The organism is Trueperaceae bacterium, from assembly GCA_023954415.1.
Lineage (GTDB): Bacteria > Deinococcota > Deinococci > Deinococcales > Trueperaceae > JAAYYF01.
In genome coordinates, this window is sequence record JAMLIB010000009.1 from 42,929 (window position 1) to 65,917 (window position 22,989).

General features: G+C 71.7%; 22 protein-coding genes. 9 read left to right on the forward strand and 13 right to left on the reverse strand.

Annotated elements, in window-relative coordinates; translation table 11 throughout:
• The first annotated feature begins 5 nt into the window (after positions 1-5).
• Both M9914_11540 and M9914_11545 read left to right on the forward strand, forming a co-directional pair.
• The gene (locus tag M9914_11540; protein ID MCO5174809.1) at positions 6-830 is read left to right on the forward strand and encodes a MurR/RpiR family transcriptional regulator; all 825 of its coding nucleotides are present in this window, start codon (positions 6-8) and stop codon (positions 828-830) included.
• 3 nt (positions 831-833) lie between these two features.
• Positions 834-1,706, forward strand: a complete 873-nt coding sequence (locus M9914_11545) for an ROK family protein (protein MCO5174810.1) — start codon at positions 834-836, stop codon at positions 1,704-1,706.
• 116 nt (positions 1,707-1,822) lie between these two features.
• Here M9914_11545 and M9914_11550 read toward each other — a convergent pair whose 3' ends face one another.
• Positions 1,823-3,220, reverse strand: coding sequence for a hypothetical protein (locus M9914_11550; GenBank protein ID MCO5174811.1), 1,398 nt, complete (start codon positions 3,218-3,220; stop codon positions 1,823-1,825).
• Between the two features lie 132 nt (positions 3,221-3,352).
• Positions 3,353-3,925, reverse strand: coding sequence for a thiol-disulfide oxidoreductase DCC family protein (locus M9914_11555; GenBank protein ID MCO5174812.1), 573 nt, complete (start codon positions 3,923-3,925; stop codon positions 3,353-3,355).
• 72 nt (positions 3,926-3,997) lie between these two features.
• Between M9914_11555 and M9914_11560 the strand changes: the two genes are divergently transcribed.
• A complete protein-coding gene (locus tag M9914_11560) occupies positions 3,998-4,465 on the forward strand; it encodes a hypothetical protein (GenBank protein MCO5174813.1) in 468 nt (155 codons plus the stop codon).
• Between the two features lie 164 nt (positions 4,466-4,629).
• Here the strand turns inward: M9914_11560 and M9914_11565 are convergent, their stop codons facing one another.
• The 4 genes from M9914_11565 to M9914_11580 form a co-directional block, all read right to left on the reverse strand.
• A complete protein-coding gene (locus tag M9914_11565) occupies positions 4,630-5,523 on the reverse strand; it encodes a carbon-nitrogen hydrolase family protein (protein ID MCO5174814.1) in 894 nt (297 codons plus the stop codon).
• 25 nt (positions 5,524-5,548) lie between these two features.
• A complete protein-coding gene (locus tag M9914_11570) occupies positions 5,549-6,520 on the reverse strand; it encodes an ABC transporter permease (GenBank protein ID MCO5174815.1) in 972 nt (323 codons plus the stop codon).
• Positions 6,517-7,539: an ABC transporter permease gene (locus M9914_11575; GenBank protein MCO5174816.1), complete on the reverse strand. Its 1,023-nt coding sequence runs from the start codon at positions 7,537-7,539 to the stop codon at positions 6,517-6,519. The genes M9914_11570 and M9914_11575 overlap by 4 nt, the downstream gene beginning before the upstream one ends.
• 97 nt (positions 7,540-7,636) lie before the next feature.
• Entirely contained in the window at positions 7,637-7,774 is a 138-nt protein-coding gene (locus M9914_11580) for a hypothetical protein (protein MCO5174817.1), read from the reverse strand.
• 27 nt (positions 7,775-7,801) lie between these two features.
• Here M9914_11580 and M9914_11585 point away from each other — a divergent pair, with 27 nt between their 5' ends.
• A complete protein-coding gene (locus M9914_11585; protein ID MCO5174818.1) occupies positions 7,802-9,811 on the forward strand; it encodes a tetratricopeptide repeat protein in 2,010 nt (669 codons plus the stop codon).
• On the opposite strand, the gene dapB is transcribed toward M9914_11585, so the two are convergent.
• Both dapB and M9914_11595 read right to left on the reverse strand, forming a co-directional pair.
• A complete protein-coding gene (dapB, locus tag M9914_11590) occupies positions 9,806-10,612 on the reverse strand; it encodes a 4-hydroxy-tetrahydrodipicolinate reductase (protein ID MCO5174819.1) in 807 nt (268 codons plus the stop codon). The genes M9914_11585 and dapB overlap by 6 nt on opposite strands.
• 10 nt (positions 10,613-10,622) lie before the next feature.
• On the reverse strand, positions 10,623-11,867 hold the full coding sequence (locus M9914_11595; GenBank protein MCO5174820.1) for a winged helix DNA-binding domain-containing protein: 1,245 nt from the start codon (positions 11,865-11,867) through the stop codon (positions 10,623-10,625).
• A gap of 188 nt (positions 11,868-12,055) precedes the next feature.
• On the opposite strand from M9914_11595, the gene M9914_11600 reads away from it, so the two are divergent.
• From M9914_11600 to M9914_11615, 4 genes are all read left to right on the forward strand, one after another.
• Positions 12,056-13,405, forward strand: coding sequence for an MFS transporter (locus M9914_11600; GenBank protein ID MCO5174821.1), 1,350 nt, complete (start codon positions 12,056-12,058; stop codon positions 13,403-13,405).
• A 144-nt stretch (positions 13,406-13,549) separates the two neighbouring features.
• Complete coding sequence (locus tag M9914_11605) at positions 13,550-14,302, forward strand: hypothetical protein (GenBank protein MCO5174822.1); 753 nt, start codon at positions 13,550-13,552, stop codon at positions 14,300-14,302.
• Between the two features lie 43 nt (positions 14,303-14,345).
• A complete protein-coding gene (locus M9914_11610) occupies positions 14,346-14,969 on the forward strand; it encodes a MarR family transcriptional regulator (protein MCO5174823.1) in 624 nt (207 codons plus the stop codon).
• Positions 14,970-15,147: 178 nt separating this feature from the next.
• Positions 15,148-15,912, forward strand: a complete 765-nt coding sequence (locus M9914_11615; protein ID MCO5174824.1) for a LysM peptidoglycan-binding domain-containing protein — start codon at positions 15,148-15,150, stop codon at positions 15,910-15,912.
• 237 nt (positions 15,913-16,149) lie between these two features.
• Here M9914_11615 and M9914_11620 read toward each other — a convergent pair whose 3' ends face one another.
• The 5 genes from M9914_11620 to M9914_11640 all read right to left on the reverse strand — a co-directional run bounded on the left by M9914_11620 (position 16,150) and on the right by M9914_11640 (position 22,587).
• Positions 16,150-16,671: a hypothetical protein gene (locus M9914_11620; GenBank protein ID MCO5174825.1), complete on the reverse strand. Its 522-nt coding sequence runs from the start codon at positions 16,669-16,671 to the stop codon at positions 16,150-16,152.
• A gap of 181 nt (positions 16,672-16,852) precedes the next feature.
• On the reverse strand, positions 16,853-18,256 hold the full coding sequence (glmM, locus tag M9914_11625; GenBank protein ID MCO5174826.1) for a phosphoglucosamine mutase: 1,404 nt from the start codon (positions 18,254-18,256) through the stop codon (positions 16,853-16,855).
• A 155-nt stretch (positions 18,257-18,411) separates the two neighbouring features.
• Positions 18,412-21,042: a DNA polymerase I gene (gene polA / locus M9914_11630; GenBank protein MCO5174827.1), complete on the reverse strand. Its 2,631-nt coding sequence runs from the start codon at positions 21,040-21,042 to the stop codon at positions 18,412-18,414.
• A gap of 1 nt (position 21,043) precedes the next feature.
• Entirely contained in the window at positions 21,044-21,817 is a 774-nt protein-coding gene (tmpR, locus tag M9914_11635; GenBank protein MCO5174828.1) for a bifunctional dihydropteridine reductase/dihydrofolate reductase TmpR, read from the reverse strand.
• The gene (locus M9914_11640; protein ID MCO5174829.1) at positions 21,814-22,587 is read right to left on the reverse strand and encodes a CDP-alcohol phosphatidyltransferase family protein; all 774 of its coding nucleotides are present in this window, start codon (positions 22,585-22,587) and stop codon (positions 21,814-21,816) included. The genes tmpR and M9914_11640 overlap by 4 nt, the downstream gene beginning before the upstream one ends.
• A gap of 160 nt (positions 22,588-22,747) precedes the next feature.
• Between M9914_11640 and M9914_11645 the strand changes: the two genes are divergently transcribed.
• A complete protein-coding gene (locus M9914_11645; GenBank protein ID MCO5174830.1) occupies positions 22,748-22,939 on the forward strand; it encodes a hypothetical protein in 192 nt (63 codons plus the stop codon).
• The last annotated feature ends 50 nt before the right edge of the window (positions 22,940-22,989 follow it).

Here is a 22,989-nt window from a genome sequence, read left to right on the forward strand (position 1 = left end):
GCTTCATGTCGCGCCTGTTGACCAAGCTCCGCGCCTCGCTCCCCGACCTCAGCCCAGTGCTGCGGCGCGTGGCCGAGTACGTGCTCGAGCACCCCGACGCGGTCATCTACCACAGCGTCACCGAACTCGCCGAGGCGGCGCGCAGCAGCGAGGGCAGCATCATCCGCTTCTGTCAGGACCTCGGCTTCTCCGGGTTCCAGGAGTTCAAGCTGACCCTGGCCGTCGAGTCGGGCACGCCGAGCCGCACCTTCGAGCCCAACGGCGAGACGAACCTCATGGCCAAGCTCGCGCACCACGCCGCCGGCACGCTCGCCGAGACCGCGACGCTCTTCGAGCAAGACGTCTTCGAGACCGTGGCCGAGCGCCTGGCCGCCGCGACGCGTATCGACGTCTACGGGGTCGGCGCCTCCGGGGTCGTGGCGCAGTACTTCGCTTACAAGCTCCTGCGCTTCGGGCTGACGGCCCAGGCGTACACGGACATGCACCTGGGCTCCATGAGCGCCTCCAACCTCTCGCCGACGTCCGTCGCCATCGGCATCTCCAGCTCGGGCTCCACCATCGACACGCTCCAGGCCGTCAAGGTCGCCAAGGCGGCGGGCGCCTTCACCGTCGCCGTCACGAACAGGCTCAAGAGCCCTCTCGCCAAGGTGGCCGACCGCAGCCTGTTCGCCTCGCCCCCCGAGTCGCCGCTCACGGGCGGCGACGTCTTCGCCAAGATCGGCCAGCTCCTAGTGCTTGAGGGGCTCGTGCGGCTCATGGCGGAAGCGGACGACGAGTTCAAGGAGGGCGTGCGGCGCACGGCCCAGGTCGTCGCGGACAGGAGCATGTGAAGCGTGGCGCAAGCCCCCGTACTCGCCATGGACGTCGGCGGCACCAAGCTGGCAGTCGCGCTCGTGCGTGGGGCGGAGGTCGTCGACCAGGAGCTGGCGAGCACCCCTGCCAACGACGGTCCGGAGGCGGTCGTCGCGGCGCTCGGAGTCGCCGCGACCAGCCTCCTCGCGCGCGCCGCCGAGGCCCCGGTGGCCCTGGGCGTGGCTTGCGCGGGCTTGGTCCGCGCCGGCAAGGTGCGGGCCGTCAGCCGCGACCTGCTGCCCGGTTGGGACGACTTCCCGCTCGTGGAGCGGTTGGAACGCGCCCTCGACCTGCCCGCCCTTGGCCTGCCCGTCGTGGCCCTGAACGACGCGCAGGCCGCGGCCTACGGTGAGGCCCTGCACGGCGCCGGGCGCGGGCGCGGCTCGTCCTTCTTCGTCACGGTGTCCACCGGGGTCGGGGGCGGCTTCGTCGTCGGCGACCGGCTCTGGCAGGGGGCGACCGGCCTCGCCGGCCACCTGGGCCACATGGGTGGCGGCGTGCTCGAGCGGATGACGTCTGGCACCGCGCTGGAGCGCAGGGCGGCGGAGTTCGGCCACGCCGCCACCGCCCGTGAGATCGTGGCCGCCGCCGATGAACGGCAGCCGTGGGCGCGCGGCCTCCTGGAAGGCGCGGCGGCGGCCCTCGCGGCGGCGCTGGTGGACGTGAAGTACGTCGTGGACCCCGAGGTGATCGTCCTGGGCGGCGGCGTCGGACTGAACCCCGCGTTTCGGGCGGCGCTCGAGGTCGCCTTCCTCGGCGTAGACGAGGCACTGCGGACCCCGGTGCTGGCGGCAGAGCTCGGCGCGGCGGCCGGGCTCGTTGGTGCGGCGGCGTGGGCCGGGAAGCGCGGCTAGGACCGCGAGCAGGTCGGCGCGCGTGGCGAACCCCATGTACCTCAGGTCCCATGCGAGCCAACCGCTCTCGTCGCCCGTGAGCTCGTGGAGCCAGAGCACGGGACCTGTTCGCACGCTCAGTCGCCCGGAACCCGCGCCAGCCTGCCCAAGGTCATGTCCACCCCGGCGGCGCAGCCCCTGACCGTCGGGTCGGCGGCCGACGGCGTCCAGCCCGCGCTGATGTCCTCGGCGCGGTAAGCGATGAGCGCCTCGCCTACGGGGGTGACGGCCACGGCCGGCTGCCTGAAGAACCAGTAGCCCACGTTGCAGCCGCGGTAGAGGAAGATGTCGTCCGCCGGGAGGTCCTCGCCCGTCTCCACGGTGACCGCGCCCCAGTCGTCCGACCCGGAGCGGCCGACGCAGTCGTTGTCGCACGTGCCGAGGTAGATGTTGGAGCCGTGCGTGTACACGAGCCTGGGGTGCTCGGCGGCCGTGAGGACGAGCTGGAGACCGTCTCCCAGCCGCAGCGCCGGCTCACCCGAGACGAGGGCGATGGCCGTCCAAGCCTCGCCTTCGGCGGCCGTGCAGTCCGCGTCGCACTCGAAGTACGCGAGGAAGCGCTCGCCGTCGTTCTGGCCAAGGAACGCGAGGCGCGCCCCGCCCGCGGCCGTGACCGCCAGGCTGACGGACGGCTGGATCTCCTCGACGTAGCGGTCGAAGAACGCGTGGCCGAGGCCGATGCCCGGCCAGTTGTCGACCTCCTCGGAGCCGCAGTCGGCCTCGCACCTCAGGTAGGCGACGAGGTCGGCGCCCTCGACGGTGATGACCGCCGCGACGTGCGCCACACCGCTCGGGTCGTACACGAACGTGGGCTCGAGCCAGCTCTGCTCGCTGATCAGCCCGCGTCGCCAGCTGGCGGGGTCGAGGCAGCTCGCGTCGCAGGCGAAGAACAGCGTGCCGGGGTCGGGGGCGAAGAGCCCGAGGTAGGTCTGCTCCGCGTGCATGAGGAAGCGCGGGTGGCCGTCGGGGTCGAGCGCGAACGCCTCGCCCGTCAGCTCCCAGCCGCCGTCATGCGTGTAGACGTTGGCGAGCGACCACGCGCGGTCGTCGCGGCAGTCGCCGCTGCATTCGGCGTAGAAGACGGAGTCGTGCGTGGCGAGCAGGAGCCTCGGCCTGCCGGCGCCGTCGAGCGCGACGAGGGCGTTGCCGACGGCGCCGGCCTCGCCCGTCTCGAACACGACGGTCCACATCTCCTCGGCGCTGCCGCAGCCGGGCGGGCAGTAGGCGTACACGGCGCCGGCGGCGGCGACGAGGGGGTAGACGAGGTGGAGGCCGCCGTGGGCGTCTGCCCGCACGCGCGGGTCGCCGGTGTTGTAGACCTCGTCGCCGGTCGGCAGGAAGAACGGTTGCGCGAGGGCGCAGGCGGCGAAGCCCAGCACCAGCCAGACGAGCGCCAGGCGTGAGGCGCGGAGGGTGGGGCGGGAGCGTCTCGGGGCGCTACGTGGCGCGGTAAGGGAGGCTCTATTGGCTCGCATAGCTGGACCATTATGCCGTGACGGGGGCGGCCACGGAACTTGCCTGCGGGTGGCCGGGGAACGTGCGTGCCCGGGCAGTCCGGCGCGAACGGTTCGGTAGTCGCGGGGAACGCGCGTTCCGGGGCCAGACACTCAGCCGAGGAACCGCCGCGCCTCGTCGGGGGTGGGCAGCCGACAGGAGTCCTTGCGGCCGAACCACCGGTAGCGGCGCTTCGCGACGAAGTCGTATACGGCGTCGCGCAGCCCCACCGGCAGGACGACGTACACGCTCAGCACGGGCCAGAGCCCGTTCAGGTGCTTGAGGAGTCGCAGCACGGCGGTGGAGCGGTCGTAGATGCGGCCGCCCTCGATCAGGAAGACGGTCGGCGGGTCGTCGTTCGCGCGCTCCGGCAGCGAGCCGTGCGGGAGCTGCGCCGCGTAGCGGGCGAGCAGCGCCACGCCCACGTCCGACTGCAGCGCGGCGAAGCGCACCTTGCCCTGCGGGTCGCGGTCGATCACGAAGCTAACGGCCGCGTTGCAGAGGTTGCAGACGCCGTCGAAGAGGAGGACGGGGCCGGCCTCGGAAGGGGCCGTTACCTGTGCGTCGATCCCAGGGGCCGCCTCGGCATCGACCACGGAGCGCGCGGCCTGCGCGTCGACCCCGGTGGCCGCCGCCTCACGACCGGTTGTCGCTTGGCTCGAAAGCTCGTCCGAAGGTGCCGTCACGCTTCAAGTCTGCCACGTCCCTGTCGTGCGGTGCGTTCCGGTGCAGCGCGGCGGCGAGTACACTCCCGGCGTATGAGCCTCATGCAGCGGTTGATCGGGGCGGCCTTGCGGCCCCGCGTGAAGAGTAAGGCCAAGGGCAAGACGTTCGAACGGCTGGCCGAACAGCTCGTCGCCTCGCGTGACTACCTGATGCCGCGGGTTCTGGCGGCCAAGGACACGCCCGGCAACAGGGAGGTCATCAACCACTGGCTCGGCATCGAGCGTTGGAGCCTGAGCAACGCGCAGAGCTGGGAGGACCCTCCCACCCCACGGTCGTACCGCCCCTTCAGGCTGCCGGAAGGCGCGACGCTCGCCGAGCTGCAGAACGGCTTCGCCGGCGCGCGCGAGGCGAGCATAGCCAGCGCGCGGGAGTTCGCGCGCAGCGGCGTGAACCCCGAAGCCGTCGTGACCCACAAGGACCTCGGCCCGCTCACCCTGCTCGAATGGTTCCAGTACATCGACGACCACTCGCGGCGCGAGGTCATCCGGCTGCGGCGGTAGCCCCACCGCCGGCGCCGCTGCCCGGGTTCGCGAAGCGAGCGATGGTCGCGGGGTCCGCCGGTCCGGATGACGCCACCCACAGCGCCCCGTCGTCGCCGATCGCTACGAGCATCGTGTTCGGCAGCCCGAAGGCGATGACCGCCCGCCCGCAGGCCGCGCCCCCGTCAGCGCCCCGTCAGCTTCAGTTCGCCGAGGCCCTTGAACACCTCGCCGCGCTCGAACCCTTCCTGGTACGGCGGGAAACGCATGCCGTAGTCGCGGAGCTGCTTCCACGTCTGGGCGATGCCCAAGGTTCCCGTCTCGCGGGCGCGGGCCACGTCGTCGAGGTCGATGCGGTGCACGAAGAACGTCTCGCGCTCGCCGGCCTGGTGCAAGACGAGCCCCTCCGGGCCGACGAGCAGCGAGCGTCCGCCGCCCCAGGCGCCGACCGCGTTGACGTCGAGGAAGTACACCTGGTTCGTGATGGCGTGGGCGCGGCTCAGCACCGTCTCGAGCTCGCGGTCCTGCGTGGTCGTAAGGGTGGGGTGGAGGATGACCTCTGCGCCCATCCAGGCGAGCGTCCGTACCGTTTCCGGGAACCACATGTCGTAGCAGATGGAGAGGCCGAAGCGCCCGACGCCGGGCACGTCGAAGACGCCGTACTCGCTGCCGGCCTTCGCCTCGGCCTCGAACGGGTACCAGGGGAACAGCTTGCGGTAACGCGCGACGATCTCGCCGGCCGGCGAGATGGCGACGGCCGTGTTGTAACAGGCGTCGCCCTCCGTCTCGTAGAGCGACCCCGGCACGAGCCAGCGGCCCAGGCGCTTGGCGAGCACGCACAGCTCGTCGGTGAGCGGTCCGGGGATGGGCGCGCGGCAGAGCGCGTACTCCTCGCGGCTGGGTAGGCGCCCGAACTGCGCGACCCCGGAGGCGGCCAACTCGGGGAAGACGAGCATGTCCACCCACGGGAAGGAGTGGACGATGCGCTGCGCCACGACGGCCATCTTGGCGATGGTGGCCGACGGGTCCCACGGCTCGACGGCCATCTGCACTGCGGCCAAACCGAACGGCCGGCTCACGAGGCGGCCCCGGTCGAATGAGGTCTCATCTGTACTCCTTGGGGTCGAAGAGGTCGCGCAGCGCGTCTCCGACGAGGTTGAAGCTCAGCACGGACAGGAAGATGGCGAGGCCGGGGAAGGTGCTCGTCCACCAGGCCGTGCGCAATAAGGCGCGACCGTCCTCGATCATCAGGCCCCAGTCCGCCGCCGGCGGTTGGCTGCCGAGCCCGATGAAGGCGAGGCCGGTTGTGGCGAGGATCACCGTGCCGACGTCGAGGGAGGCCTGCACGAGGATCGGGGTGACGGAGTTGGGGAGGATATGCCGCAACATGATCTTCGGCGTGCTCGCGCCGAGCGCCCTGGCCGCCTCGACGAACGCCTGGTGGCGCAGCGAGAGCGCCACCCCGCGCACGAGACGCGTGTACCACGGCCACCAGGAGACGGCCAGCGCGATGACGGCGTTGGTGAGGCTCGGGCCTTGGAGCGCGACGATGGCCATGGCCAGGAGGAGGGAGGGGAAGGCGAGGAAGAGGTCGCAGACGCGCATGATCGCCTCGTCGACCCAGCCTCCCGCCAGGCCGGCGATGGCGCCGAGCGGCGCCCCGATGGCCACGGCCAGGAGCACGACGATGAGCGGAGCGATCAGGGCGGGCCGCACGCCGTAGATGATGCGGCTCAGCACGTCACGCCCGAGCCGGTCCGTGCCGAGCACGAACTCCTTGGACGGTGCCGAGATGCGGGTCGAGACGGACGAGCGCCCCTCGCCCATGGCCGGGTAGGGCGCCAGCTTGGGCGCGAACGCCGCCACCACGATGAGCAGGGCGACGCAGCAGATGCCGAAGACGGCGAGCGGGTCACGCTTGAGAACCGAGAGCGCACGCTGCCACGTGCTGCGCGGCGGCGCGAGGTCGTCGTGCGCGGCCTCGCCAGGCTCGCGACCGCCCGTCTGGCCGACGGCCAGCCCGCCGGCGAACATGCGCCAGCCGGCGCCGGTGATGCCGGAGCCGCCGCGCTTCACGCCACCCTCACGCGCGGATCGAGGAACGCCTGACTGGCGTCGACGACGAGGTTGACCAGGACGTAGCCGGCGGCGCCGAACAGCGTCATGCCGAGGATGGCGGGGTAGTCAACGTTGAGGAACGACCTCACGGTGAACGAGCCGAGGCCGGGCCAGGCGTAGATGACCTCGACGTAGAACGTCCCGGTGAGCATGAACGCCATGGTGAGCCCGATGACGGTGAGCGTCGGACCGATGGCGTTGCGCAGCGCGAAGCGCCCGAGCACCCGCCTCTCGGCCACCCCGTAGGCGCGCGCAGTGCGGATGTAGTCCTGCGACAGCACCTCGAGCATGGCGGCGCGCGTCATGCGCGTCACGAGCCCGATCGGGTAGGCGGCCAACGTCACGGCCGGCAGCACGATGTGAGCCAACGCGTCGCGGAAGGCGGTGAGGTTGCCGGTCAGAAGCGTGTCGAGGAGGTTGAGCCCCGTGACGTTCGTGATGGGCGCCACGAACCGCAGGCCGGCGTCCACCCGTCCGGCGGACGGGAACCAGCCTAGGACGTGCACGAAAACGAGTTGCAGGAGCAGGCCGAGCCAGAAGGCCGGCAAGGAGACCCCGATCACGGAGGTGACGCGCACGACGGCCTCGCCGAGGCTCCCGCGCAACCGGGTGGAGATGACTCCCAAGGGTACGCCTATGCCGACGGCCAGGACCATGGCGGCGAGCATCAGCTCCAGCGTGGCTGCGATGCGCGAGCCGAGCTCCTGCGTGACGGGCCGCTTGGTGGCGAGCGAGTTGCCCAGGTCGCCCCTGGCGAGCCCGCGCATGTACTGACCGTACTGCTCGACGATCGGCCGGTCGAAGCCGAACCGCTTCTGGATGTCGGCGATCTCGGCGGGACGGGCTCGCGGCCCCAAGTACAAGGCGGCCGGATCGGACGGGATGATCCGTGTCAGGGCGAAGACGATCGTAGCCACCCCGGCGAGCACGAGGAGGGAGAACACGAGGCGACGGGTGATGAACTTGAGCAGTTCCACGGGGTTCCAGTGAAGCCGGCGGCCGAGGGCGACCGGGGCTAGTTCAGCGGCCTACCGCCGTGTGAACGGCGGTAGGCCTTGCTCTCGAGGCGGAGAGTCAATCCGCTAGGCGGATCGGGTAGAAGAACGTCGCGAACGGGTAGTTGATGTTGTACTCGAAACCGCTCAGGTACGTCGGGATGGCGTACCACGCGCCGGCGTCGAGGAAGTACAGAGGCGCGGCGAAGCGCTGCACCGCTGGCTGCTCCGGCTGGGCGAGGAGGTGGAAGCCTCCCCCGAGCTGCGTCTGCTGTTGGGACGGGTGCTCAGGCAGCGCGGCAAGCTGCATGAGGCCAGCGCGGTGCTGAGGCGCGTGGGGGAGACGCGCGCCTCACCGTCCACGGGCGCGGCGCTCACGGAGCTGGCCATCATCGCGCGCTCCCAAGGCGATTACCGCCGCGGTGCGGAGTGGGCGCGGCAGGCGGTCGCCGCGGCCGGTGCCGGCACGGCGGCGACGGAGGCGCGCGCGACCGCGCTGATGGAGCTCGCGCGCTGCCGGTGCCACGCGGAAGGGATGCTCGTAGGGCGCCAAGTGGCCGAGGAGGCCGTCGAGGAGTTGGCGTCCGCCCCCCGGCCAGGCGTCGACAGGCGGCTCAGGGCGTCGATGCTCGGCTCGCTCGGGCAGATCTGCTGGTGGCAGGGCGATGTCGCCGCCGCCGTGGGGTACCTGGAGGAGGCGTTGGCCGACCTAGACGACGTCGGCGGCCTGCGCGCCGCCGACGGTCTGCACGCCGCGGAGGTACGCCTCGCCCTCGCCAGCCCGACCCTCTACACGCACGACCACCGGGTGGCGCGGCGCCACGCCGAGCAGGCGCTGGCCACCTTCCAGCGGCACGAGGCCAAGGAGCGCATCCCGGCCGCGTACGCGGTGCTCGGCAACGTCTACACGCGCGCCGGCGAGCTGGACCGCGCCGAGGCGCTCCTGCGCTCGGCTATCGCCCTGGCCGACGAGATCGACGGCGCCAGCTACGACCGCGTCATGGCCGCCGGTTACCTCGCGCACGTGCTGGAGCTCCAGGGCCGCCTGGCGGAGTCGGCGCAGGTGGCGAGCGAGGCGCTGTGGGCGTTCGACGGCGGGCCCGTCGGCTACGAGGTCTACGTCTGCCGCAGCGTGCTGGCCGACACGCACCTGAGCGCGGGCCGGTTGGACGAGGCGAAGCGCATCTACGAGGAGTTGGTCGAGATCGGCGAGGAGCGGCAGTACCGGATCCCGCTCGCGCTCGTGTACTTCGGCCTCGCCTACATCGCGCTCGAGCGGGGCGAGTCCGCCGGCGTCGCCCAGGCCGAGCGCGCGTTCGGCATGCTGGCCCCCAGCCACGCCTGGCGTCTCGTGGTCGACCAGGGGCAGCGCGCGGAGCGCGTGCTGGCCGCCGTCGGACCCGACCGGCCGTTCGACCCATTCGTCGAGCGGGTGACGGCCGCGCTGGGAAAGCGGCGCGTCGGGGACGGGGCGGCGACGGCGCACGTCGAGGGTGACGATGTCGGCCATGCGGACGTGGAGGTCCAGTTCCTCGGCGAGCTGCGTGTGCTCGTCAACGGCGAGGCGCTGCCGGCGCGGGCCTTCACCTCCGGCAAGGCGCGCGACCTACTCGCTTACCTGGTGGCGCGCAGGGACGAGACCGTCACCCTGGAGGGGGCGCTGGCCGACCTATGGCCGGACGAGCCGACAAGGGCGAAGACCGCCCTGCATACGGCCCTCTACCGCCTGAGGAAGGCGCTCCAGCGCGGTCCGGAGGACACTACGCGCTTCGTGCTCGTCGAGGCGGGCCGCTACCGGCTGGACACTGCGCGCTTCGACGTCGACGTGGACCGCTTCGAGAGCCTCGCTTCCCAGGCGCGCGAGGCGCCGGTCGCCAGGCAGATAGACCTGCTCAGCCAGGCCGTCGCCATGGTGCGGGGCGAGATCCTCGCGGGGCTCGACTACGCGTGGGTCACCCCCCTGCGCATGCGCCTGACCGAAGCGGTCGCCAACGCCCTGCACCGGCTCGGCGAGCTCCTCCTAGCCACGGGGCGGGCGCAGGAAGCGCGCGGCGTTGCCTCGCGCTACGCGCAGCTCGATCCGCTCGACGAACGCGCCCACCTGCTCTCCATGCGCGCGCAGAAGGCGCTCGGTGACCTGATCGGCGTCGAGCAGACCTACCGGCGGTTGGTCGAGCTGCTCAGGTCCGAGTTGGGGGTGCAGCCGACCGCCGAGACGGAACGGCAGTACCGAGACCTGCTGACGCGCTCATAGCTCCAGAACGGCGTCGAGCCCCCTATGCAGACCGGTCAGCGCGCCGACCTTGCGGATGGCAAGGAGCGCGCCGTCCACGTACGGCTCGGCGGAGGCCCCGGCATCGTGGCGGATGGTGAGACGCTGGTCGGGCAGGCCGAACACGACCTCCGCACCCAGCCGATAGCCGGGCAGGCGCACGGCGTGCACCTGCGCCCCACCCAGGGTCGCGCCGCGCGCGGCGCGCTCCCCGACGGTCTCGGCGATCGGGACCTCGAGCTCCTGCTCGCCCACGGCGCCCAGCCGGCTGGCGAGCTCCCGCGCCGTACCGCTCGGCGCGTCGCGCTTGCCGGCGCTCGCGTAGTCGATGATCTCCCAGTGCGGGATGTGCTTGGCTGCGGCTTCGGCGAACTTGAGGAGCAGGACGACCGTGAGGGCGAAGTTGCCGCATGCGAGCACGCCCCTGCCCGCCTGCCTGGCCGCAACGTCGATGTCGGCGTAGTCGTGATCCGTCAGCCCCGAAGTGCCGACCACCACGTAGGCGCCGTGGCGTAGGGCGGCGAGGACGTTGGCCTTGGCGACCTGAGGCTTCGTGTACTCGACGAACACGTCGCACGGCCGCGCGTCCAGCGCCTCCTCGGCCGTGGCGAACACCGGGGCGGTCAGGGTCTGGTCACCGAGCGCCGCTCCCACCGGTCCGCCTGCCGCGGAGCGCGACACGGCGGAGACGAGCTCCAGGTCCGTGGTCGCGGCCACGCCCCATGAGAGGGCGGAACCGGCCCAACCCGTCGCCCCCGCGATGCACACCTTCAGTCTGGTCATGCCCGCCAGGCTACCGCGGGGCCGGGTGCGCTCGGCCGACGGACGACGCCAACTCGCCCGCCAGGGTGCCGACGGGCTCGACCTCGACGTCGGAGAGCGTCAACCAGTCGGCCATGGTCCGTAGCTCGCTCGCCAGGGCTTCGGCGACGGCTCCGGGGGCGCGCCGCTTGGCGCCGGGTGCCGGCGCCTCCTCCGCCCAGGCGGCTTTCACGACGAGGGCGCCCGCCTTGCGGTCGGCCTTCAGGTCCACGCGCCCGACCATCTGGTCGCCGAGCAGGAACGGGAGCGTGTAGTAGCCGTACTTGCGCTTCGGGGCCGGCGTGTAGATCTCGATGCGGTACTCCATGCCGAACATCCGTTCGAGCCTGTCGCGGTACCAGCACGCCGGGTCGAAGGGGGAGAGGAGCGCGGCGCCCGTCGCGCGGCCGGGGTCCAGCGCTACGGAGGCCAGGAGGGCGGGCTCCTTCCACCCCTCCACGCGCACCCAGCGCGCGAGCCCGCGCTCGACCGCCGAGGCGGCCAGCGGTTTGGCGACGGTCGGCTTGATGCGGAAGTGGTCGCCGAGGTCGCCGACCGTGCCGATCCAGTCGGCGCGGAGCGCGCGGTCGAAGAGCTCCTGCAGGGCCTGCAGTTTCGGCAGGCCCGGCGCGTGGGCGGCGTCTCCCCACACGTGCGCGGGGGTGGCGTACAGCCTCTGGAAGTTCGGCCGCCCGGCCACGGCGGCCCTGCCGGTCATGAACAGATACTCCAGGGCGTCCTTCGTGGCGCTCCAGTCCCACCAGCTCCCGCGGTTGCGGCGCGGCTCCTCCTCGAGGTGGGCGAGGTCGGCGCTCGTCAACGGCCCCTTCTCGTGCAGTTCGCGCTCTACCGCGGCGATGAGCTCCCAGCGGCCGTCCTTCTGCGCCTTCTCTAAGTAGCGGCGCCACCGCTCGTCGAAGTGCTCCATGCGGTGGCGCAGCGCCGGCAGGAGGTCGCGCGGCATGACGGACGCCTCGTGACCCCAGTGCTCGAACGTCTCGCCGGACGACCAGAGGTACTCGTCGAGCTTGGCCGTGTCGTAAGCGCCGTGACGCGAGTAGAGGGGTAGGTAGTGAGCGCGCGCCAGGACGTTCACGCTGTCGAGCTGCAGCACGCCCTGGCGGTTCAAGTAGTCGCGCATGCGCTTCCGGCTGGCGGGGCCTGAGCGCTTGCGCGCCAGGCCTTGGGCGGCGAGGAAGATGCGCCTCGCCTCGGCTGCGGTCAGCTTCTCGGTCACGGGCCTAGGCTAACGCGGCGCGCTCCGGCCGCGCGGTTCGGCGGCGGGTCGTTCGCCCGGGTGGCCGCGCTCAGGTGGGTGCGCCCGGGTGGGTGCGCCCCGGTGGGTGCGCCCGGATGTGCGGTGAAGGAGCGCCCGCCGGCCCGAGCGGGACGGTCCACTCCCGCGGTCCGCTACATTGGGTGAACATGCTCGGTACCCGTTCACTCCCCAGGGCTTTGCGTCCGTTCGAGACGGGCCAGTACCGCTTGCTCGCCGGCGCCCTGGTGGCGTCGCTCTTCGGCTCGGGCGTGTGGGCGGTCGCCATGGTCTGGGAGGTCATCGCCCTGGGCGGCGGGCCCACCCAGCTCTCCGCCGTCGCCGCGGCCGGGGCGGTCGGCATCCTCGGCGCCGTGCTCATCGGCGGCGCCGTCGCGGACCGCGTGCCCCAGAAGCGCATCCTCTTCACGGTCGAGTTCTGCAAGTCGCTCGTCGTCGGCACCGTGGCCGTGCTCGCCCTGACCGGCAACCTCGAGGTCCGCTACCTCGTCGTGGCGGCGCTCGTCCTCGGTGTGGCCGACGCGTTCTTCTACCCGGCCTACTCCGCCCTGCTGCCCGCCATCCTGCCGCCGCAGCAGCTGCTGGCCGCCAACGGGCTCGAGGGCATGTTGCGCCCCGCGATCCAGGCGGCCGGCGGGCCGGCGCTCGCCGGGGTGCTCATAGCCGTCAGCTCACCGGCCCACGCCCTCCTCGGCGTGGCGCTCTTCCAGCTCCTGGCCGCCGTCGGGCTCCTCTCGCTCAAGCGGACGTCCGTCCGGCGTGACGTCGCCTCAGGCGGCAACCCGCTCGTCGCGGCTCTGACGGACATCCGCGACGGCCTCCTGTACATGGTCAGGACCCCGTGGATCCTGGCGACCCTGCTCTTCGCGTGCGTCATGCTGCTCGTCATCATGGGACCCATCCAGGTCCTCCTGCCGTTCATCGTGCAGGGCCGCCTCGGCGGCGACGCAGGGGCGTTCGCGGCCACGCTGGCCGCGTACGGGGTGGGCGGCGGGGTGGGCTCGCTGCTCATGGCCTCCTGGCGGCTGCCGCGCCGGTACCTCACGGTCATGGTGCTCCTCTGGGGCCTCGGGAGCCTGCCCCTCCTCGTGGTCGGCTTCGTGACGAGCCTCTGGCCCCTCCTCGCGACGATGTTCGTGATCGGGGCGGTGACGTCCGGCGCCAACGTCATCTGGGGCACGTTGCTCCAGCGCAGGGTGCCGCCGGAGCTGCTCGGCCGCGTCTCGAGCCTCGACTTCTTCGTCTCCCTCGCGCTGATGCCCGTCTCGATGGCGCTCGCCGGCCCCGTCGGCGAACGCCTCGGCATGACCACTACGTTCGCCGTGGCGGCGTTGGTGCCGCCCGTGCTGGCCGTGATCGCCATCTTCGCGGCCCGCATGCCTCAGGACGAGTTGGCGCATCCGGTGCATGACGCGCACCCGCCTGGCCACGCCTTGGCGCAACTGGCCGACGAGGCCCTCGGCGTCTCCGGTGAGCTCCAGGAGGACCAGGGCCCCTAGGGTCGGCTGGCGGCGCCTTCGCTAGGTACGCGGGATGTCGCCCGGTTCCGCGCGTGCGCCGGAGGCTGGGGTTCGGTAGTCCACGACACGTGAGCGTTTCCTTCGCTGATAATAATTAGGAGTCCTAATTGATTGGAGGACTCCATGCCCACATCCGTCCGTTCGTCCCTGACCGCCAAGTCGCTACTGCTGGCGTTCCTGCTCGTGGTCGCAGGCCCTGCGGCCGCCCAGGTCGCCCCGGAGCCCCTGGCCATGACGCCCGACCTAGACCTGCAAACGGCGTCTGTGACGTACCTCGAGGACCTGGACCTGCTCGTGTTCGAGGTCGAGGTGGCCGGCGCCGCGGGGGGAACGACACCGGCGGCCCGCGGGCAGGTCGACGGCGCGCCCGTCCTCGCCTACGCCTTCCCGACGACGCTGCCTGCGACCGCGGTCGGCTTCGGCGCCGTGGACGGCGTGCTCACGTTGGCCGTCACCGTCCACCCGGACTTCGACGACACCCCGTTGTGGGACGAGGACGGCGACTACGACTACGCCAACGACGGCTGGGTCTTCCACACCCACTGGGTCGTGCTGGCGCCGGACGACCGCGTGGCCGGCGGGTTGTCGGCCGTCGAGTTCGAGCCCGGTTCCGGCGCTACGCTCCCGCCGACCAACGCAGGTATGCCCATGTACCTCGACTCGCCGGGGTTCTCGGTAGTCGTCGACGGCCCGCACCTGCGCGTCCTCGTGCCGGCGCAGAGGGTGAGGGGGCGGACCGAGTTCGGCTTCGACGCCGTGGCCGCCTACCTGCAAGTGAACACGAGCGACGAAGGCCGGCCCATGCTCGGCGTGTACGCCGTGTACGACGTGCTCTCCGGCGACCTCAGCCTGCCGTACCAGGTCACCGTCCGCTGAGCTTGGGCGCGGGTCAGGGGGTAGAGGTACCATCACGACGACGGTGCCCGGAACCTTCGACCTGGATGACCAGCACTCGGACCTGAACGCCAAGGTCGTCGCGGCCCTCGAGCGCCTCGGCACGGCCCTGCGTGGGCTGCTGCGCGCCGAGGCGAGGAAGCACGGCCTCAGCCCCATCCAACTGCAACTACTCATCCAGATCGGCCAGCGCGCCGCCGACGAGCAGGTCGGCGCGCTGGCCGAACGCTTCGACGTGACCGCCCCGACGGTGAGCGACGCCGTCGCGTCGCTGACGGCGAAAGGGCTCGTGGAGCGCCGCGCGGGCCAGGACCGCCGCACCGTGCTGCTCGCGCTGACGGAGCGGGGAGAGGGCGTGAAGCGCGCCGCGGAAGGGTGGGCCGACGGCGTGACGAGGCACGTGGCCGACCTCGCCCCCGCGGTGCGTTACGCCGTCTTCGACGGGCTCACGGCGCTGATCGAACGGCTGCATGACGACGGGGTCGTGACAGTGGCGCGAATGTGCCGGACCTGCCGGTTCCTGCGTGGGGGAAGCGCGCTCCAGGAAGCTACCTTCGCCGGGTCGGCACCGTACTGGTGTGCGCTCCTCGAGATCCCGCTACGGAACGAGGACCTGCGCGTCGACTGCCCCGAGCACCGACCGAGATAGAGGCGGTCCGGTCCGCGACGGTGGCGTCGCGGGCCGCTGTCTTGCGTGGCCGCCGCGACGGGTCGTCGTGTCGACCAGCGTGCCTCGCGGCTTTCCGTCTTGCTACAGTCGGGTGTTTGAAGCGCCAACGCCGCGGCCCCATGCTTCGGGTGCTCGGCGGGAACGGAAGGGGAACCACATGTGGCCATTCGGTAAGAACGCGCAAGGTCGGGTAGAGGACGCCATCAAGGACCAGGAGCTCACCGCCAAGCTCGGCTTGAAGGTGAGTGTCAAGGACAAGGTCGCCTTCATCTCCGGCCAGGTCCCGAACGAGCGGTACAAGAACCTCCTCAAGGCCATGGCCACCGGCATCAACGGCATCGAGGACGTGGACCTGACCGGCATAACGGTGGCGGAGGAGGCCCAAGCGGCCGGTGCCCAGGCGCAGGCGGGCGCCGTGGTGTCTACCGGCACCATGGCGTCGCCAGCCCCTGGCGGCTCCGCCGGTGCGGCGCAGCCCGCGGTTGACCCGAGCGCGTTGGCCAAGGCCGCGTTGGCCGGTATCAAACAGGAGCCCAGCCTGCAGAACAACCCGCTCGACGTCCTCCAGAAGGGCAGCACCGTCGTGCTGCGCGGCGCGGTTGACGATCAGGGCGAGTTCGACAAGGCGCGCGCCATCGCGCTCGCGGTCCCCGGCGTGACGGGCGTGGACGTCTCCGGCCTCCAGGTCATCGCGCACGCCTCCGAGCTCAACGTCACGGACAAGGACGGCGACGTCGTCTACACCGTGAAATCCGGCGACACGCTCTCGCACATCGCCCTCAAGTACTACGGCAGCGCCGGCCGCACGAGCTACATGAAGATCGCCGAGGCCAACGGCATCGCGGACCCCAACAAGATCCGCGTCGGCCAGGTCCTCAAGATCCCCGGCACCACGCAAGGCCCCGATCAGGTCCTGGCCTAGGGGCAGCTCGGGCTGTAGGAACCGGCGGCCAGGACTGGAGACCCGTGCCGGCGACCGGCTCGCGCCCCGCAAGCGTCGGGAGTCCGGCCGCGCACCCTTCCCGAACGCAAAGGTAGAGGCGCCCGTGATACGACGGGCGCCTCTGCTACTTCCGCTGGGCTGGCTGCTGCCCGGCCGGCCGCCTCGTGGACCTCGGCAGGCGGCGTAGGCTTAGGGCGGAAAGCCCGCCGAACCCTGTTACTGCATAGGGGCCTCGGCGCCGCCCGGCTGGTCGGCGGCGCGACCAAGACCCGTGCCCTGCGGGGTGACCAGGAACCACACGTCGTTGGCGCCCTGCCCGGTCGTGTCGCCAGGCAGCTGGTCGCCGCGGAAGTAGTAGAGCGGCCAGCCGTTGTACGTGAGCTGAAGGGTGCCGTCGGCACGCTCCGCGGTGCCGAGCAACGCAGCGTCGAACTCGTCGGAGACGGTCGGCAGGGCCTGCGCGTCGGCCACCAGGACGGGTGGCCAGTTCGCGGCGCAGGCGTCGCTACAGTTGCTCACGTTGCTCGTGTCGTTCAGGAAGAGGTAGAGCGAGCGGCCTTCGGCGTCCACCACGTAGGTGGCGCCGTCTTCGGCGGTGGCCACCGCCAGGCTGGCCGTCGGCGCGACCGCTTGGGCTAAGGCGAGCGTCGCGAGGGTCAGCGCTCCGAGCAGCAGAGCGCCGGTCGTCAGTCGGGTGAGGCGGTCGACAGGGCGGGGGCTGGCTAGTCGTTCCTTCATCCTGGTTCTCCCTTCCTCTGGCGGGGCTCCGGCCTCGGCCGTCAGCGTCCGGGCGGGTCAGTGCGCCGCTGCCTAAGGATGGGGGCTCGGGGTGAGTGGGAACGGAGATGGGCATGAGTTACACGGCACCGCGCGGGGCGGAGCCTTAACGTTCGAGCGCCGAGTGGCGCGAGACTCGGGCCTACGCGTCGGCGCCAACGGTCGTGGCGCTCCTGACCGCCGCGACCACCTGATCGGCCAGGCGCTCGACCTGGTCGCGGTCCGAGCCCTCGACCATCACGCGCACGAGGGGCTCCGTGCCGCTCGGCCTGAGCAGGATGCGCCCACCGGCGCCGAGCTCCGTCTCGGCCGCGGTCACGGCAGCGGCCACGACGGGCGCCGCCGCCACGCGGTCCCGGGTGCCGGGCGTCACCGCGACGTTCTTCAGTACCTGCGGGTACACGGGGATCTCGTCCATCCACGCCTCGAGCGGCTTGCCGGACTTGCGCACCGCGGCGAGGGTCATGAGGGCGGTCAGCATGCCGTCGCCCGTCGGCGCCTTGTCCAGGAAGAGCAGGTGACCGGACTGCTCGCCGCCCAGCTTGAGGCCGTGCTTCTTGAGCTCCTCGAAGACGTAGCGGTCGCCCACCTTGGCCCGGTGCATCACGACGCCGCGCTCCTTCAAGAACGTCTCCGTCCCGAGGTTGCTCATCTGGGTGGCCACGAGCCCGGGTTCCCCGCGCGACAGCGCGGTGATGGCCAACATATGATCGCCCGTCACGACTCGCCCTTTCGAGTCGACGAGCAGGGCGCGATCGGCGTCGCCGTCGAACGTCACGCCGACCTCGAACCCCCCCGCGACCACGTGCCGCGCCAGGGCGTCCGGGTGCGTCGAGCCGCAGCCGACGTTGATGTTCGACCCGTCCGGCTCGGCGTTGATGACCTCGAGCCGTGCGCCGAGCTTCGCGAACAGTTGCGGGGCGATCAGGTGGCTGGCGCCATGGGCGCAGTCGACGACGAGGCGCATGCCGTCCAGGTACGGCGCGTTGTCGAGCAGGTGCTTGACGTAGAGGTCGAGCGGCCCCGCCTTGCTGCCGGGCGAGGCGCCGTTCCCGTCCCACGGCTTCGCCACGCTCACGCTGCCGACGCCGTCGCCGACGACCCGGGCGAGGGCCGCCCCGTCGTCTGCTGCGAGGCCCTCGACCAGCTCCTCGAGGCGGGCCTCGACCTCGTCGGAGAGCTTCTCGCCGTCGCGGTTGAAGAGCTTGAGGCCGTTGTCGTCGAAGGGGTTGTGGCTCGCCGACACCATGAGGCCGGCGTCGGCGCCGAGGGCGCGGGTCAGGAAGGACACGCCCGGGGTGGGCAGCACGCCGAGCCATGTGACGTCGGCGCCGCGGGCCGTCATGCCGGCTGCGGCCGCGTGGGCCAGCATGAGGCCGGAGCGGCGCGTGTCCATGCCGATGAGGAGGCGGGGCCTGTCGCCCGTACGCGCGCGCACCGTCTCCGCCAGGGCCATGCCGAGGCGCAGCGCGAAGGTCGCGGTCATTGGGTGGATGCCGGCGACCCCACGAACGCCGTCGGTGCCGAAGTAACGCCGGTCAGACATGGGGGCAATGATACCCAGTCGCTCTCACGGCGCTCTTTCTCGATCCTTCATCGGGTGGCGTGTCCCCCGCGCGGTCGTTTGCACTAGAGGGCGAACCGCGCCGACGCTGGGCTGCGACGTCCGTTGCGCGCCCGCCGAACCGCGCCGCGGCTGGGCTACTTGGCGTCCAGCCAGTTCGCGCCAAGGCCGACGTCCGCGACGAGCGGCACCTTCAGGTCGATGACGCCGGCCATGATGTCGCGCACGACCGCCGCCGCCTCGCGGGCGCGTTCCGACGGCACCTCGGCGACCACCTCGTCGTGGACCTGGAGCAGCAAACGCCCGCCGAAACCGGCCAGCGCGGGCGCGAGCTCGAGCATGGCCAGCTTCATGACGTCGGCGGCGCTGCCTTGGATGGGCATGTTGTAGGCCACGCGCTCCGCCCCTTCCCGCACGCTGCGGTTGGGGCTCAACAGGTCCGGCACGGCGCGCCTGCGTCCCATGATCGTCTCGACGTAGCCGGTGGCCCTGGCGGAGGCGAGCGTGCCGTCGATGTAGGCGCGCACGCGCGGGTAGCGCTGGAAGTAGGTCGCGATGAAGGCTTCGGCCCGATCGTAGGCGATCTCGAGCTCCCGGCTGAGCCGTTGCGCCGACATGCCGTAGAGGACGCCGAAGTTGATGACCTTCGCCACCCTGCGCATGTCCGACGTGACGGCGTCGGGCTCGACGGCGTAGACGTTCGCCGCAGTGCTCCTGTGGATGTCCTCGCCGGTCATGAAGGCTTCGATGAGCGCGGGCTCCTCCGCTATGTGTGCGAGCATCCGTAGCTCGATCTGCGAGTAGTCCGCCACGAGGAGCGTCCGCCCCTCGCCCGCGATGAACGCGCGGCGTACCTCCCGCCCGCGCGCCGTGCGCACGGGCACGTTCTGGAGGTTGGGGTTGACGCTGGAGAGGCGCCCGGTGGCGACGACGGCCTGCTCGAAGGTCGTATGCACGCGCCCCTCACCGTCCGCGAGCGCCGGCAGGGGGTCAAGGTAAGTGCCCTTGAGCTTGGCCACCTCGCGGTGCTCGAGTATCAGGTCCACCGCCTCGTGCTGACCCCTGAGGGGCTCGATGGCTCCCACGGCCGTGCTCTGCTTGCCCGTCGCCGTCCGGTGCCCGGCGCGAAGGCCGAGCTTCTCGAAGAGGAGCCAGGCCACCTGGTCGCGCGAGGCCACGTTGAAGCCGCCCGTTCCGGCGATGGCGCCGAGCCGCGCCTCCAGGACCGCCAGCTCGGCGGCGGCCTCGGCCGACATGTCCGCCAGGAGCGGCAGGTCCAGGAGGATGCCCGCCACCTCCATGTCGGCCAGCACGTCCTGGAGCGGGCGTTCTATCCTCTCGTACACCTCGCGTTGCCTGCCCTGCAGGCGCGATCCGAGGGCCTTGACGAGCTCCGCGCTCACGGCGGCGTGGTCGCGGGCGCCAACGCCCCACTCGCCGACCCCGAGGCGCCGCGCCAGCGTCTCGGCACTGGCGCCGGCCGAGTCGAGGAGGTAGGCCATGAGCAGCGGGTCGTCGCCCGCGACCGCCTCCGCGCCGGCCAACCGGGACGCCACGACCAGCGCCTTGGCGTCGGCCGCGTTGACCACCCCGAGGCCCGCCACGCGCTCGGCGACGCCGGCACCGGCCTGCGCCTCCGCCACCCGACCGGCGGCGGCGAGCGCCAGGTCCGTGACCCGGGCGGCCGTCGGACGGACGTCGCTGAGGAGGTAGCCGTACGCCCAGTGAGCTTCGACGCCGGCGTCGACATCGAGGTCGGCGGCGACCTCGTCCCAGGGGGCCCGCTCGTACGCCGTCCGTTCGCTGAGGCCCAGCTCGAAGAGCAGGCTGCCGAACTCCAACTGCTGTAGGGCGGCCGTCAGCTCCTGGCGCTGCATGCGCCGCTCGCCGGCGGGCACCACCTGAAGCGCGACCTCGGCGTCCGTGACGATGCGCGACAGCTCGCGCGAGAGCTCCAGGGCCTCTAGGCCCTCGCTGATGGCGGTCGCCTGGGCCTTGCTCGGCAGGGAGCCCAGGTTCGCGAGCAGCGCGTCCAGGTCGCCGTAGAGCTCGAGGAGCTTGCGGGCGGCGATGGGGCCGATACCCTTCACGCCCGGGATGTTGTCGGAGGAGTCGCCGGTGAGGGCCCGGTAGTCCACCCACTGAGCGGGGGTCACGCCGTACTTGTCCACGACGGCAGCTGGGTCCATGCGCTGCTTCCCGTCCGGGCTCACGACGGTGACGTCGTCGCTCACGAGCTGCATGGCGTCGCGGTCGCTCGTGACTATCTCCACGAGCCACCCGGCGCGCGCGGCGCGCACGGCGAGGGAGCCGATCAGGTCGTCGGCCTCGAGGCCGGGGGTCTCGACCCGCTGCACGCCGATGAGGTCCAGGAGCGACCTGATGGCGTTGAGCTGGAGCGGGAAGTCGTCCGGCGCCTTGGGCCGGTGGGCCTTGTACTCCGCGTAGCGCGCCTTGCGGAACGTCGGGGCGGGCGCGTCGAACGCCACGATGAGCCCGTCGGCGGGTTCTTGGGCCCTGAGCAGGTCGAGGATGGCCCGCATGAAACCGTAGACTGCGTTCGTCGGCATGCCGGCGGACGTGGAGAGCTGGCGGATCGCGAAGTAGGCGCGGTAGGCGAGGCCGTGACCGTCGACCAGGACCAGGCGGGGGCGGCCTGGCGCGCGGCCGCCGCCCGTTCCAGCGCCCTCGGCGGCGGGCGCGTCCGGCCCGACGTCCGCTCCGAAGAGCGACGGCTGCAGTGGGTCGGCCCGCTTCTTGGCGCTCATGTCACACGTTCCAGGCTCCCGCGACCTCGAGAGTCGTACCGGTCACGTAGTCGGCCGCCGGGCTCAGGAAGTACCTGACCGCGCCGACCACCTCGTCCAGCCGGCCGACCCTGTCCATCGGCAGCTCGTGCAGCGGCTTGGTGACGCTGTTCTCGATGACGCCCGGGCTCACCACGTTGACCGTGATGCCGTTCTTCGCCTCGGCGAGGGCGAGGGCCTTCGAGTAGAGGATGACGCCGGTCTTGGCTATCCCGTAGGCCGCGATGCTCGGGCGGGCCTTGATGAGCTCGGCGCCCGCGTAGCCCAGGTTGACGATCCTGCCGCCGTTCGGGGCGAGCCGCAAGTACGGCACGGCCCGCTGGCACGTGTAGAAGGTGGCGTCGAGGTTGCTCGCGAACATCTCGCGCCAGACCTCGCCGGAGAGGTCCGCGAGAGGGCCCTGGTGGTAGTTGCCCACGTTGTTGACGAGCGCGTCGAGGCGTCCGAAGAGGGAGTGAGCGGCGTCGACGAGCCCGCGCGCCTCGGCCTCGTCGGTGACGTCCGCTTGCGCCGCGACTGCGTGGGCTCCGAGGGCGGTGGCCGCCTCGACCACGCCGTCGGCTTCCGCGCGGCTCCTGCGGTAATGGATCATCACGTCGTAACCGTCCGCGGCCAGCGCCAGCGCGATCGCCTTGCCGATCCCCTTGGCGGAGCCCGTGACGAGCGCGGCGGGGCGCCCGTGCCGGGCGCCGCGCGCGGGACGGCGCGTGGCCCCCTCGGGTCCGGACTCGCTCACGGGCGCCCCGCCGCGCGGTAACGCGCGACCCTCAGGGCCTGGACGCCAAGGAGGTACGGCAACTGACACCAGCAGATCACGACGTAAGCGTAGGGCATGCCGAGCGCGAGGGCCACCCCGAGCGCCAGGTACTGGGTGCTCAGGCCGAGGTTGACGAGCGCGCCGGTGGAGAAGAGGTCGGCCCAACGCTGCCGCTGTTCCGCGGTGGCGGCGGCCCACGGTGTGCCGCCCGCGAGCCGGAACAGAGCGGCGTCAGCGGCCTCGAAGGCGCGGTCCTGAGGGGCAAGGACGATCAGGTAGACGCGGCGCACGACCGCCAGGTACCAGGGGTCGCGCCGGCCCCTCGCTGCCGGCGTCGCTCGGGCTCGGAGCCCCCTCACCTCCTCGTAGCGTTTCTGGGCACCGAAGTCGGCGCTCAACGCGAGTGTGACGATCACGAGGGCCGCCGCGCTGCCCAACGCTGCGCCGCGCGCCGCCAGCGCCGCGAAGAGCGCCACGTTGACGGCGAGGTCGCAGACGGTGTCGAGGTAGCGCCCGAACTCGGTGACGCGTCCTGTCGCTCTGGCCAGGCCGCCGTCGGCGTTGTCTAGCACGGTCTTCACCTGCAGGAGCACCGCCGCGGCGAGCCAGTTGCCCGGGTGCGACGTCGCCACGAGGCCGGCGGCGAGGAAGCCGAGGAGCGTGTGCCCGGCGACGACGTGCCACGGCTCGAGGCGCGTGCGCGCGAGCAGGCGCACGACCGCGTTCGCCGCGGGCTGTACGACCGCCATCACGGCCTCTCGTCTCGGGCGAGGCTTGGCTGCTGTCGGCACGGGCCCAGGCTAACAGGGGTCGGGTCGTGGCGCCGGCGGCGGTTATCATCTCCTTCGCCTGCGGTGGGATGGGTCGGCGGGCGGCAGCCGCCCGCCGCGGCTCGAGGAGGGTGAGCGCATGGACGCGAAGTTCAAGTTGGTTACCTCGCGCAGCGTCGAGAACTTCGAGCGCCAGCTGGACGATTTCATGGCCGGCCTGGCTCGCGACGACATCGTGGTGGACATCAAGTTCTCGACGGCACCGATCGGCTCCGGCGTGGAGTACAGCGCCCTGGTGCACTACCAGACGACGGAGCAGTGGCTCGACTGATGCCGCGCGTGCCCCGCAGCATCGTCGTGTACTTCATAGAGGCCGCGCCC